9 protein-coding genes are annotated in these 14763 nt (G+C 35.1%); all 9 read left to right on the top strand.

Going from position 1 to position 14763, the window contains the following annotated elements:
- Window positions 1–379: 379 nt before the first annotated feature.
- The 9 genes from MHH88_RS17780 (at window position 380) to MHH88_RS17740 (ending at window position 14677) form a co-directional block, all read left to right on the top strand.
- The gene (locus MHH88_RS17780; RefSeq protein ID WP_069509323.1) at window positions 380–1705 is read left to right on the top strand and encodes a nucleotide sugar dehydrogenase; all 1326 of its coding nucleotides are present in this window, start codon (window positions 380–382) and stop codon (window positions 1703–1705) included.
- A gap of 16 nt (window positions 1706–1721) precedes the next feature.
- Entirely contained in the window at window positions 1722–3149 is a 1428-nt protein-coding gene (locus tag MHH88_RS17775) for a polysaccharide deacetylase family protein (RefSeq protein WP_339259725.1), read from the top strand.
- A gap of 5 nt (window positions 3150–3154) precedes the next feature.
- Window positions 3155–5026 (top strand): glycosyltransferase, encoded by a 1872-nt coding sequence (locus MHH88_RS17770; protein WP_339259723.1) that lies wholly within the window; start codon window positions 3155–3157, stop codon window positions 5024–5026.
- A complete protein-coding gene (locus MHH88_RS17765) occupies window positions 5023–6774 on the top strand; it encodes a polysaccharide deacetylase family protein (RefSeq protein ID WP_339259721.1) in 1752 nt (583 codons plus the stop codon). The genes MHH88_RS17770 and MHH88_RS17765 overlap by 4 nt, the downstream gene beginning before the upstream one ends.
- Window positions 6775–6796: 22 nt before the next feature.
- On the top strand, window positions 6797–7843 hold the full coding sequence (locus MHH88_RS17760; protein WP_339259719.1) for a glycosyl hydrolase family 18 protein: 1047 nt from the start codon (window positions 6797–6799) through the stop codon (window positions 7841–7843).
- Window positions 7844–8152: 309 nt separating this feature from the next.
- On the top strand, window positions 8153–9037 hold the full coding sequence (locus MHH88_RS17755) for a response regulator (protein ID WP_069509311.1): 885 nt from the start codon (window positions 8153–8155) through the stop codon (window positions 9035–9037).
- A 65-nt stretch (window positions 9038–9102) separates the two neighbouring features.
- Entirely contained in the window at window positions 9103–10080 is a 978-nt protein-coding gene (locus tag MHH88_RS17750) for a HEAT repeat domain-containing protein (RefSeq protein WP_339259717.1), read from the top strand.
- Window positions 10077–11498, top strand: a complete 1422-nt coding sequence (locus tag MHH88_RS17745; RefSeq protein ID WP_069509305.1) for a glycosyltransferase — start codon at window positions 10077–10079, stop codon at window positions 11496–11498. Before MHH88_RS17750 ends, MHH88_RS17745 begins: the two co-directional genes overlap by 4 nt.
- Complete coding sequence (locus MHH88_RS17740; RefSeq protein WP_339259714.1) at window positions 11495–14677, top strand: hypothetical protein; 3183 nt, start codon at window positions 11495–11497, stop codon at window positions 14675–14677. Before MHH88_RS17745 ends, MHH88_RS17740 begins: the two co-directional genes overlap by 4 nt.
- Window positions 14678–14763: the final 86 nt, after the last annotated feature.

Here is a 14763-nt window from a genome sequence, read left to right as displayed (position 1 = left end):
CAATAAAACTGTTGTTCCATAATGATTGTATAGCAAGTTTACATGCAATCGGAGTGGGACGATACTTTTTTGTTTAATCATTTTTATCTTTGTATCTAGTTAATTATATTTAGAAAAATAGTGCATGTATTAATTTACCAAAAATGATATAATACTAAAGGATTATATTGAATTTTTTGGAGAAATTAACTTATTTAAAATAGTTATTTATACATTTATTTAAAAATTGTTTAGAATTTGTTTAGTTGATATTAGTACTATAGGTATGTTGGAAATGTGTGCTTTTTTGTGGTGGCAAAAATCAATATAAATGCTTTTTGCACGAAAAAGGATTTTTTTGTATTTAATGTTTAAAAATAGGTAAAGGGGTAATTTGTTTATGGGGATTAAAATTGACTCACCAAAAATAGCTTTATCGAAAAAAATCATAACAAAACAGGCGAAAATTGGTGTAATCGGGCTCGGATATGTAGGATTACCACTCGCTATAGAAATGGTTAAAAAAGGGTTTCAAGTAATCGGTATTGATAAAAGTACCGAAAAAATCGCTAAGTTAACGAATGGAGAAAGTTATATTGCAGATTTATCTAATGCTGTTATCCAAGAGGTCTTAAAAGAAGAGAAATTTGAAACGACTGCGGATTTTTCAAAGCTTGCAAATGTAGATGTCATGATTATTTGTGTTCCAACTCCAACATCAGCAGATGGTACGCCGAATATTACTTACATTGAAGATGCGTCCGAATCAATCGCACAATATATTTCTGCTAATACTCTAGTGATTCTTGAAAGCACGACGTACCCTGGAACGACAGAAGAGGTCGTTCAACCAATTTTAGAAAAAAGTAATTATGTGATTGGGCAGGATATCTTTTTAACTTATTCCCCTGAACGTGTTGATCCTGGAAATATTAATTTTACCGTTTCAAATACACCGAAAGTAGTCGGTGGTGTAACAGAAGCATGTTTAGAAATAGCAAAACTATTTTACGAAACAATCATCAATACCAATGTTTTTCCTGTTTCTAATCCAAAGGTTGCTGAGATGGAGAAGTTACTCGAAAATACATTTCGCCAAATCAATATCGCACTTGTTAATGAGCTAAGTAAAGTATGCTACAAAATGAATGTAGATATTTGGGAAGTAATTGAAGCTGCTTCCACAAAACCATATGGATTTATGCCATTTACACCTGGTCCGGGGGTAGGCGGGCATTGCATCCCTGTTGACCCTAAATATTTATTATGGGCAGGACAGCAACATGGTATTACAGCTTCATTAATTGAGACGGCAGATAAAATCAATGATTCAATGCCAAGCTTTGTGGTTGAAAGATTGGAAAATTATCTAATGGCACAGAAGAAAGAGCTTCGAGCAGGAAAGATTATTGTTATTGGTGTCACGTATAAGCCAAATATTAATGATTTCCGTGAATCTCCTGCGCTCCAAGTCATCCAAGAATTATTGGAGAAGCAATATGATGTCATGGTTGTGGACCCATTTATCGAAACTTTTTCAGTCAACCAATACACACTTAATACTGTTGCATTATCGAAACAATTAATTGAAGAAGCTGAAGCTGTATTAATTTTAACGAATCATGCAGAAATTGATTATGGATTGCTCGATCAATATGCTGCATTAATTTTTGATACACGGAATACCCATTTTTTATTTGCCAATAAAAACTATCATAAATTGTAAGGAGAACTGTGTGGAAATGAAAAGACTAAAATTATGTAGTTTACTAGTCGCTTTGTTCATAGCAGGATGTCAATCCGAAACACAAAGTCAAGTTGCACCAGTAGATTCGTCGATTGAAATAAAAGAACATGATGGAACGATGAGCGATATTTTACGTCATGCCAATATTCTTACTCCGAAAGTGGCATTAACGTTTAATGGACTTGCGGACAATGAGACAATGCAAAAGCTTTTAAAGGTATTGGACCAATCGAATATCAAGGCAACGTTTTTTATCGAAGGTATGCGTCTAGCACAAGAACCTGAATTGGTTAAGGACATATTGAGCAAAGGCCATGAAGTAGAAAACGGTACATTAACGTTCCCTGATATGGCAGATATTGATTATGAAGAAACTTATAAGGAAATATATTTAACAAATGAAATTTTTGAAGAGCAATTAGGTTATACACCGAAGTATGTGAGAAGTCGTTCAGGGGACGCAACAGACAATATGCGTTATGCTACAAATGCTCTTAATATGAAAGCTGTTGTAGAGGCATCTGTTAATCCGAAAGATCGTAATATGCAAAGTGCAGATGAAATGATGACGTATATTCGAAAGTATGTAGATAGTGGTTCAGTCATCCATTTAAATACGTATATTAATCCGGCTGTCATTGATGTTGTCCCGTTACTTGCACAGTTTGGCAAAGAAAAAGGCTTTATATTTTCTACGTTAACGGACGTATTTGAAAACGAATATTTGGTTAAATCGTTAGAAGATATTAAAGGCTATGATGCGATAAAAATAAATCCGGCATACGAAAATGTCCAACCGCATGTATATTATCGAAAAAATACAACAAAAAAAGAAATTGCTATATCCTTTGATGACTGGGCAAGTGAGGAACGAACGAAGGAAATTTTAGATGTTTTAGATAAGTACAATATTCAATGTACATTTTTCTTAATCGGGAAGGGTGTAGAAAAAAACCCTCAATTAGCACGATTAATTGTTGATCGAGGACACGAAGTAGCGAGTCATTCTTATAATCATGTTGATGTAACAACGATGACACCAGAGGAGTTACAAGAAGATGTATTGAAGGCACACCAAGCACTCACGTATGCTCTACAGGAATCACCGTTATTGTATTTTAGACCAAATCAAGGTGTTATCAATGAGGAGTCTGCTAAAATTATTGCCGCTACTGGCGTTCAAACCATCGCCATGTACGATATTGCATCATTTGATTGGAACTTAGATTATACGGCACAAGATATTTATGATCGGGTTATGAGTAGGGCTGCTCCAGGAAAGGTAGTGGTGATGCATATATTAGACGGTACAAAAACAGTCGAAGCACTGCCATTAATTATTGAACAACTTCAAAAGCAAGGCTATAGTTTTGCAAAAATGTCGACTTGGATTGAAGAAGATTCAAATAAGAAAGTGAATTGATAATCATGAAAAAGAAAAAAGAGATTTTAACAATGCCGCGCTCTGATCGACGTATTTTATCGAATATTCCTGATCCTGAAAATGTGCGGAGCCTCGTTAATCGTCGAGGGGCTTCGTACCAAACAGAAGGCGGGGATATTGACCCTACAAATGTAAATGAAATTTATCGTTTACAGTTATTAAGTTTGCGTTATGAAACTGCATTTGAAGTGAACATTAAAAGAGCTAGACAAAAGAATCCTTATCAATATTATGCTGAAGATATTTCGGTGACAGGTATCCTTGTTTATACGGATAGTGCAAATAAATTATTAGCTGATGAAATTGTTACGATGCAGTTCACAATACCTGATGGAGCGATGCCTGAGGGTTATGAATCAAAAGTAAAGTTAAAAGCTAAAGTAGTCCGTCAATTTACAAAAGAGGTAGATGGAAAAACGAGATACTACTATGCGTTTGAATTTTTAAATCCTTTAAATGAGTATTTAACGAAAAAACGTTGGGGACTTTCAATTTTTGTAGCGAGTTTATTTTTATTTATTGTTTCACTTATCGTTGTCTTAATGCGTGCTGAAAGTGTCATCTATTTTAAGTTTAATAAGTTCTTATATTTATATAGTATAATCGCAGCTACATTTCTTCTAAGTAGATATTTGTTTGGTATTTTCTATAGGAATGTGCCAATCAATCCTCAATATGAACCTGGTGTTTCTATTATTATTCCAGTATTTAATGAAGAACAATGGATTCATAGAACCATTTTAAGCTGTATCAATCAATATTACCCTGTGGATAAATTAGAAGTTATTGTCGTAGATGATTACTCTACAGATAGAACAGAGGAAGCCGCCAATAACATGATTGAGCTGATTCATCGGGAAGGTGGGCGTTTTAAAACAGAAGGACGTTTGAAATTTCATAAGTTACCTCAAAATGGGGGGAAGCGTGAAGCGTTAATAGCGGGAGTGCATTTGGCCAAACATGATTTAGTCGTTTTCGTCGATTCAGATAGCTTCTTAGAGCCTCACGCCATTCGAAATTTAGTACAACCTTTCCAGGATCCTAAAATGGGCGGTGTAGCAGGAAGAACAGAAGTAGAAAACAAGTTTACAAATGCGCTAACAAAACTACAAACGGTTCGATATTATATAGCCTTTCGTATAATGAAAGCGGCAGAGTCTTGGTTTGACACCGTAACATGCTTATCGGGGCCACTGGCATGCTATCGAAAAGAACTTATATTAAAAAATGAAACAGCGTGGTTAAATCAAAAGTTCTTAGGGCAACCGGCAACTTTTGGTGATGATCGTAGTATGACGAACTATATTTTAAAGACGCATCGCACAGGTTATCAAGATAATGCCGTATGTTCTACAATTGTACCTTCAGAGACAAAAGTCTTTTTGTCGCAACAAATGCGCTGGAAACGATCATGGTTACGAGAGTCGTTACGAGCATTTTTATTTATGTGGAAAAAAGAACCTTTTATGTTTTTGTTCTTTATCATTGGTTTAATTGTACCAATCGCAGCACCGATTGTCGTAGTTTACAATTTAATCTATGTGCCTATTATGCATGGGATATTTCCAACAACATTTTTAATGGGCCTAATGTTAATGGCAATGCTGATGAGCTTGGCCCACCTATTCTTTAGACGAAGTAAGTTGTGGACGTTTGGCTTTATATTTGTCCTTTTCTACGAATTTATTTTACTTTGGCAAATGCCTGTGGCGTGGGTGACATTTTGGAAATCAACTTGGGGCACAAGAGAAACACCTCAAGATGTATTGGCAAGGGAAAAGAAATTGGAAAAACAAAAGATTCGGAAATCCCGATTTTCAATGCTGAAAATAAGAAAAATGGGTGAGAAGGAATGAGTGAAAAAAATGTTGTATTAGATCCAGCTAAAAAAAATCGCAGAAAATTACTTCGTTCTATTGCTCAATTCGTTATCGTTGTATTTTTAGCGGTGATTTTAATACGTGTCGTGTTCTTAACAGAAAAAAAAGAAGAGGAAACAGTTCCTCTAATTAATAAAGATGGTTTTATTGCATTATCCTACTTTGGCGTAAGTAGAAATGATTCTCCAAAATACGTGTCCAGAAAGAACTTGGAAAAACAGTTGGAGTTACTTGAAGGGCAAGGTTACAAAACGATTACCCAGCAAGATATAGTAGATTTTTATGAAAAGAACAAACCTCTACCCGAGAAAGCATTGTTTTTATCATTTGAAGATGGACGCACAGACTCAAGTATTTTCGCTCAAAACATTATGGAAGAGTTAAATTATAAAGCAACCATGTTTACGTATGCCAATAAGATGGATACGAGAGACAATAAATTTTTAAAACCTAAAGATTTATTACTGATGCAAAAAAGTGGCTTTTGGGAATTAGGTTCCAATGGATACCGTCTGACGTACATTAATATTTATAATGATCAAGGACAGTCATTAGGCATGATCGACGAGAATGATGTGCCAAATAAAACGACAATCGAATATTATAATCACTATTTAATGGACTTTATTCGCAATCAGTTTATGATTCCGAGTGAAACGCGTAAAGAAATGGAGACGCGAATTAAAAAGGATTATAAATTAATGCACGATATTTATGAAGAAAAGTTAGATGAAGTGCCAAAGGCGTATGCCATTATGCATGCCAATGCACTTTACAATAACATGGACCCTTTAGTAGAGAGTATTAACGATACCGAAATTAAAAAGACATTTGGTATGCATTTCAATTTAGAGCTAGGTGCCTATAATAACAAAGACGCAGATCTCTATAACTTAAGCCGATTACAAGTATCGCCATATTGGTCAACAAACCATGTGATGATGAAAATCCGCCAAGCGAGTAAACAAAATGTAGCATTTGAAGTAGGGGATGCGCAACAAGCAAAAAAATGGTCCATTATTAATGGCGCTGCAGAATTTAAAAATAATGAAATCATTATAACGTCTGCCCCATCAAGTGAAGGGCGCATTATTTTAAAGGATGAATTGCCTAATCAATATAATGTCAATTTTGCTTTTAAAGGAAATGTAGTAGGGCAGCAATCTCTATATGTGAACTATGATGAAAAAAGCAATAGCTATATGCGTATTGCATTAATAGACAATGAGATCGTTGTGTCAGAAAAATTACCTGGAGCAAGTGTTGTTGAAAAGGAACGCTTACAGTTAAATGATATTAAGTGGGATGAAGAACAATACGCATTTAATAAAGCAACTGTTTATAACTATCAAGATACACAAAAAGGTTCGAGAATTGATGAAGATGAATATCCACGAAATTTAACACAAAAAAGAGTATTTAATATCGCTGTGAATAAAGATAAAATAGAGATAAATGTCGACGATGAATTATCGAAGACAATAAAGGTAAATCCAGTTATTAATGGGACACAATTAGGAATCGGAGCAATGTATAGTAAAAAAGATACGACACATGAACAGTATGCAGATGATATTTACGATACATTGATCGACGATCTATTAATAACAGATGGAAACAAGACGACACTCTTTTCAAATCAATATACGAATTTTGATAAAGTGAAGTATAAAACAACGACTTTGTTTAATAACGTTGTAGACTTCTTTATTGAAACCTTCTAAACCGAGGGGAAGTTAGATTCACGTGAGAAAATTTATTTTGTTTATCTGTATGGCACTACTAATTATCACAGCATGTAGCAATAGTAAAGAAGTTCCGGTTGAAGCAAAGGAAGAGCTAAAGAATAAAAATAAGTTGCAATTATCTATTTGGTTGCCCGAATGGCAAAAAAAATCAGCAATAGAAGATGTGAAAAATTCACAGCAGGGTCTACAGGATGTTCGTGTATTTGGCGCTTATTTCAACAGTAAAGATCAATTATTATTAACAGATAATGCGGTAGAGATGTTGCAACAAACACAGCAACAATTTCATGCAACACATTCTGTGATACTTACGTTAATCAATGACTATGTTACAGATAACGCCCCATCAGTTCAGAAGGATAGTAAGTTATTACATCGCCTGCTCCAAGATACTTCAACAAGACAAAAGCATATCGATAATATATTGCAAATTGTTGAGCAATATCAGGTCAAGGGAATAGAAATTGATTATGAAAAGGTAGCGAAAGAGGATCTTCCGAAATATCTACTTTTTTTAGAAGAGCTTTATCAACAATTATCCAAAAAAAATATCACACTAAATGTTGTATTAGAACCGCGTTATCCATTTGATATGAAATTGCCCGATGGCCCAAAGTATACTGTTATGGCGTACAATGTCCATGGTTATCATAGTGGACCGGGAGCGAAAGCAACATTCTCATTTTTAGATGACTTACTAAAAAAAATACAAAAGTCTAATCAAGACTTAGCCATTGCTTTTGCAACGGGCGGATTTAAATGGCCTGCACAAGGGAAAGCAGTTGCTTTAACGGAAATTGAGGCAGAGCAACTACTCGCCAAAACGAAAGCAAAGAAACAACGAGATCAAGCAAGCGGGGCTGCATATTTCACTTATTCAGATGACAATAATGTGCGTTATGAGGTATGGTATGCGGATCAAGAGACACTTGAAAAATGGATTAGCTATGTCCAACAAAAAAGCTATCATGAGGTAGTATTATGGCGCGCTGGCGGTTTAAGTTCAGATACATTAAAGTGGATTGACAAACAATCTATCAAATGAAGGATAGATAAGTCAATTAAACGTATTTTTTACTGTAGTTTGAAATAGCGAAAAGCTATATAATGATTAATTATGACAAGCCCCACCATTTAACTTTTTGTGGGCGAGCATCGAGCATCCTCAATATGGCATGTGTCATATTGAGGGGGCTTGTCTGACTCGCTTTCCTATAAAAGTTTATTTGGTGGGGTTTACCTTGTTTATCAAACATAATGTACGGTTAGTACAAGGTTTATTTTTGTTCCTATCGGGCACTAAACAAGTAAGGCTTTGAATTATTTCGAGGAGAGCTACAAGGAGGTAGGAATAATGAATGAAGTAATTTTCACAAAAGATATAATGCTAGAACAAGATGTTAAAAAATATTTTGAAATTATGCTTGAAAGTGCTATTCGTTCACATATGACGATTACCACAATTTTTTTAAAGTGTGTACACAGTACCTCTTCAGAAGTAAATCAAAGCAATGTAAATACTCAAATTACTGATTTTTTAACGGAAAATATTCGGAAGACAGATTTACTCTTCCAATTGGAAGATGGAGAGCATTGGGGCATTATTTTTTTACAAAGTAGTGATGTTGAAGCGAATGCATTTTTAAAAAGAATCTTCCAGTTACTAAAGAAAGATACAACGCTAGAAAGTCGCGTTGCCTTAAAAGCTTCTATAACAGAAATACGTAATAATCAGATCAACTTTGAAATACTAGTAGAAAAAAATAAAGCATTGCTGGCTGACAACAATCAACAGCCATGGTGGATTGAACAGATAGAGGATTATCGTTTACAATCCATTGAACTTGTAAAAGTGAGTATTATTGAACAAAATGCAATTTTTAGAAAAGTACTAGAAACGACTTTAAATTCCATGGATATCGCTAATTTCACCTTTGATGTCACAGCATATGAAGATGGTTATAGTTTTTTACAATCTAATACTTATCAATCTGGGCATCTGCATTTAATTATTATGAATGATATTTTACCGCGCAATAATGGCTTAGAAATTTTACACAGCTTACGAACAATGCCGAACGAAAAAAAATTCCTTATTTACATGATGTCTGAACGTAACTCAGAGATCGCTGCACTAAATGCTTATGAAGGTGGCGTAGATGAATTTATAGTCAAACCGTTTAATTTACGTTTATTAGAAGCAAAAATTAAACGAACTTTTGCGAGGTATTGGCTATGATAGACTTATCGCTTGATTTTCTTTTATCAGTAATAGCTATACTGTTCATTGTTCTGTGCGGCTTCATGATATATATATTTTATCAACGTCAAAGTGAAGTGCGTTTTAAAAAATCGAGAGATATCTATTTAAAAGACTACTCACAGCTTTGGTATGAATATCTTTTTAATAATGAAATTTTTTCAGTGGTGCTTATACCTCGTGGCAAGCCCCAAGTTCAGGCAATCGAAATGATTTTTTCATCCTATTTAAAGAACATTACGAATGATGATATGAGATGGAAAATGAAGAATTTTGCCAATCAGTATTTAAAGACATTTTATGAAAATGATTTAATGAATAAACGTTGGAGCATTCGCATGAACGCTTTATATCGTATCGCCGATTTGCAGCTCGATGAATTGCTCGATGCTTGTAAAAAATTAGAGACAACGAAATACTCTAAGGAAGAGTTTTTTCAATTGCTTAAAATATATTCCTTATTTCAGCCAGAATTATTTATTCAAAAAATTAAGGTTCCCAATGCAAATTACTCTGAAAGTGAGTATAGAAGATTATTCGTTTTATTAGAGGAAGATATATTTATGCGATTTTTTGATGAGTTTACGAGCTGGTCAATGAGCATTCAGTTTGCTGTAATTGATACAGCTGCTGCCAAAAAAAATATGAAATATATTGGGGAATTAGAGCAATTATTAACGAATGAAAATGATGAAATTAAAATACGCGCGCTAAAGGGCCTGTTTGAAATCGGCGTAATTGAAAATATCAATCCGTATATTCCTTTTGTAACGTCAGATTTATGGGAAGTGCGTTTAATGGTAGGGAAGATTTTTAAATATGTCCCCTTGTCCTATTCTTATCCATATTTAGAACAGCTTCTTCAAGATGAAAATTGGTGGGTTCGCTCTCAAGCTGCGAAGACGATTGCTGAAGACCGTGAAGGATTAGAGAAATTAAAAGAGTTTATTTCTTATTCTACTGATCATTATGCAGTAGAGATGGCACAAGAAACAATAATGAGAAAGCAGGGAACGAGATGAAAATTTTACATTACTCCATGTTGTTTTTTGGCGGCGTAATTGTATTTTATATGCTGTTTGTTATTGTTTCGTATTGCACCATGTTAATCATCGCAATGCTTGATTTGCGTAAGCGATATCGTTTAGACCCTTCGGAGTATGACGATGCGCATATTGATGCCTTTTATTCCAAGCCTGTGTCCTTACTAGTTCCTGCCTATAATGAAGAAGTAGGTGTAGTAGATACCGTCTATTCATTGCTTAATTTACGTTATCCGCAAACAGAAATTATTATTATTAATGATGGTTCCACTGACAATACATTACAAACGGTCATTGAGCACTTTCAAATGAAACCTGTAAATAAAATTATAAAAACAAATATTCATACGAAGCAAGTGATCCAAATTTATGAATCAGAAATTTATATGAATTGTATATTGGTAGATAAAGTGAATGGTGGCAAGGCTGATGCATTGAATGTCGGTATCAACGTATCACAATATCCGTATTTTTGTTCCATTGATGGGGATTCCATTTTAGATGAAAAAGCATTGCTTCGTGTGATGAAGCCGATTGTTTTATCTGATGGAGAAGTGATTGCAGCTGGGGGCAATATACGTATCGCCAACGGAGCGAAAATGCAGCTTGGCTCGATTTATGATATGCGCTTACCTAGTAATTATTTAGTTATCATGCAAATAATTGAATATTTGCGAGCCTTTTTAATGGGGCGAATTGCATTAAGTAAATTTAATCTTGTGTTGATTATTTCAGGTGCATTTAGTGTCTTTTCAAAAAAATGGGCTGTTGAAGCAGGAGGCTATTCGACCAATATTATTGGTGAAGACATGGAGCTTGTTGTCAATGTTCATCGACTTATTAAAGAGAAAAAAGTAAATAAACGAATTGAATTTGTACCAGACCCTGTCTGTTGGACAGAAGCACCACATACATTAAGTGTCTTGCGAAATCAACGCAGACGTTGGCATCAAGGAATGTTTGAAAGTCTTTGGAAACATAAGAAGATGACGTTAAATCCACGATACGGTTTGATTGGTATGGTTTCGTTTCCGTATTTTTGGTTAGTAGAATGTTTAGGGCCTGTTGTAGAACTAGGTGGCTATATCTATATTATTATCGCGTTTTTCTTAGGGCAAATTTATTATGAAATGGCGATTTTGTTATTATTACTTTTTGTTATTTATGGTGTTATTTTTTCCGTTGCTTCCGTATTATTTGAGGCTTGGAGCATGAATACGTACCCAAGAAAGAGAGACTTGTTACGTATGATTACTTTAGCGTTTACTGAAATTTTTTGGTATCGCCCACTTACACTGCTATGGCGTTGTGAAGGGTTAATTCGATTTGTACGTAGAAAGAGTGAATGGGGAAATATGAAGCGTGTCGGGATTGCTGAAAAGGAGAAAAGTGTATGAAGCGAATATATATAGGGATTATCATTACATTAATGCTCATTATTACTCCGATTATTATTTGGTACTTGGATGATAATACCCCGCTAAACGTAGCGATTTTAGATAAAACAGTTCCAAATGAAACATATCGCGAACATCTCGGCGTGAATTGGTTTTTAAATCATTACAAGTATACGATGGACAATCAGCCTTATGATTTAGTTGACAGTTATTTCGGTACGCAACCAGATGACAAATTAAAAAGTGTAACGGAAAAAAAATTCCCAACAGACTACAGTAACTATGATGTGATTTATTTAGCAGATACGTATGGTGTGTATAAAGATGATTTGGGACAAGAAAAAAGGCTAGGACAACGCTCAGAAAAAATTGTCGGTGGTTTAGAGATGGAAGAGTGGCAGTCAATTGTATCTCGACTAGCTAGTAATAAAAAAAGCATGTTAATAGCCGAGTACAATACATTCGCTTCGCCAACAACGGAAGCTGTCCGAAAAGAGCTTCAAGATTATTTGGGAATTTCATGGTCAGGATGGATTGGGCGTTATTTTGATGAGCTCGATTATCATAAAAATTTAGAAATACCACAATGGATAGTAGATGAATACGGAGACGATTGGTCCTATAAAGGCGGAGGATTTATCGTATTTAATGAAATTACAGAAAAGCTCGTAGTATTAGAGTTGGACAAACATATTAAAACGCCAGGGATTGAGCTTCAATTTACGGAAGCAGGTAAGCAATTTTTTAATACCTCTAGCAGTGCAAAATATGAGTATTGGTTTGATATTATTACGCCGAAATATGCTGAAGATGCATTAGCCAACTATAAGTGGGATTTAACTAAAGAGGGGTCCAAGATTTTAGATGACAATCATATTCCACAACAATTTGCAGCGATTGTCTCGCAGGATAAACGTTATACAACAAGCTATTATTTTGCGGGAGACTTCAATGATATGGATCGTTTACCTACGCTATCTAAAGTCAAAGGTTTACCTACTCTTTATAAATATGCTGAGAAGTTTGCGGACAGCTCTTTTTATTGGTCTATTTACATACCAGTTATGCACAAAGTATTTGAGACATTTGAGAAAAAAGAAGTGCAAGAAACAAATCATGCAAACAAATTAAACTATAATGCACGTGTTCAAGGTGAAACGTTTGAAGTGTTACAGGATGGAAAATGGGCGCCGATAACATTCAAAGGTGTCAATATTGGTATGGGGAAACCAGGTGCATTTCCTGGGGAAGCGGCAATCACTGAAGAAGAGTACTATCGTTGGTTTAATCAAATTGCTGCTATGAATGCCAATACGATACGGGTATATACGTTACATCCGCCAGGCTTCTATCGAGCGTTGGCAAAGTACAACGAAGAAAATCCTAATCGACCATTATACGTTTTACATGGTGTTTGGATTAATGAAGAAGGCTTATCTGAATCACTTGATGCCTATGATGCAACTACGTTAAAGGATTTTCAACATGAAATGAAGCGCATGGTTGATGTTATTCACGGTAACATTTATGTGAAGCCTGTTACAGGACATGCATCCGGCTTATACGATGTAGATGTTTCAAAATATGTAATCGGTTGGGTGCTTGGGATTGAGTGGTATCCACATATGGTCGTCGGAACAAATGAAAAGCATGCTAATTTAGGGCAATATAATGGAACATATTTCGAAACGAAAAATGCGACACCTTTTGAGCATTGGCTTGCTGAGCAGATGGACATGATTACAGTATATGAGAAAGAGAAATACAATTGGATGCGACCGATGAGTTTTACCAACTGGGTAACAACAGATTTACTAGAGCATCCATCTGAACCATCAGAAGATGAAGATTTAGTAGGCGTTAACCCGAATGTCATCTTTACAAAAGGGGACATGCAAGCACCAGGACAATTTGCTTCATATCATGTCTATCCTTATTACCCAGATTTCTTTAATTTCGATAAAGATTATTTAAATTATGTAGATTTCCGTGGTCAAAAAAATAGTTATGCAGGCTATCTAAATGAATTGCATAAGGCGCATACAATGCCTGTACTTATCGCGGAATTCGGCATTCCAGCATCGCGTGGAATGACACATGAAAATGTCTACGGTTGGAATCAGGGGCACATGTCTGAAAAGAAACAAGGGGAAACATTGCAGCATTTGTATGAAGATATCATGCATGAAGGCTTGCTTGGTGGGCTTGTATTTACATGGCAGGATGAGTGGTTTAAACGCACGTGGAATACAATGGATTACGACGACCCGAATCGTCGACCGTTTTGGTCCAATGCTCAAACCAATGAACAGCAATTCGGTCTAATGAGCTTTGATCGAAATAAAGTAAAAGTGGATGGAAAGCTAAATGATTGGGAAGAAGGTACACAATTATATAAAACTTCGCCTTCTAGCTCGACTGATTTTGCAGTGGATTACGATGAAAAGTATGTGTACATGAAGTTGAAAAGTGATGAGATAAAAACGGCATCACCACGTATTTTACTAGACGTAGTACCAGAGCAAGGCAATACATCTGCAACAACTATTAAAAATATAACTTTTTCAAATGGTATTGACTTTATTGTTGAGTTAAATAAAAAAGGCGATTCTCGAGTTGTCATTGATGAATACTATGATTTCTATGATTATTTCTATGGACATCGTTTAAGCATGATTCCACCACGCATGAAAGCAGCGGTTAAAAATAGCGGTAAGTTTGCGCCGATTTATTATGTTTTAAATAAACAACTGTACTTACCTGAACAAAAAAAGACGACAGACTTTAGCTTTTATGAAACAGGTAAATTGCTACAAGGAAATGCAAATCCTGAAGCGTCTAACTATAATTCACTCGTTGACTACACATGGACAGATGATAATGTGATTGAGCTACGAATACCTTGGCTTCTGCTACAATCCAAAGATCCAAGTCAGCGAGAGTTTATGGGAGATTTATATGCGAATGGTGAAACAGCGTCAGTTAAAGTGGACAATATTTTTGTAGGTGTAGTATTTGTTAATGAAGAAGGAAAAGTAGTCCAATCTTTACCGAAGGCTACGAATAATATATTACCGGCATTAGATTCATATAGTTGGGATACTTGGCAACAACCGAAGTACAATGAACGTTTAAAACAATCGTATTATATTTTACAAAAAGTATTTAAAGACGATTAACGCCTACACTTGAAGCATTGTATAAACAGAAAAAGAGGTTGGGACAAAAGAGAAAAGGTGTTAGATTGATGGCAGTCAATCTAACA

The sequence above is a fragment of the Lysinibacillus sp. FSL K6-3209 genome (assembly GCF_037976175.1).
Lineage (GTDB): Bacteria > Bacillota > Bacilli > Bacillales_A > Planococcaceae > Lysinibacillus > Lysinibacillus sphaericus_D.
Note: the sequence above shows the minus strand (reverse complement) of the source record. Positions and strands in the feature narration are given on the sequence as shown.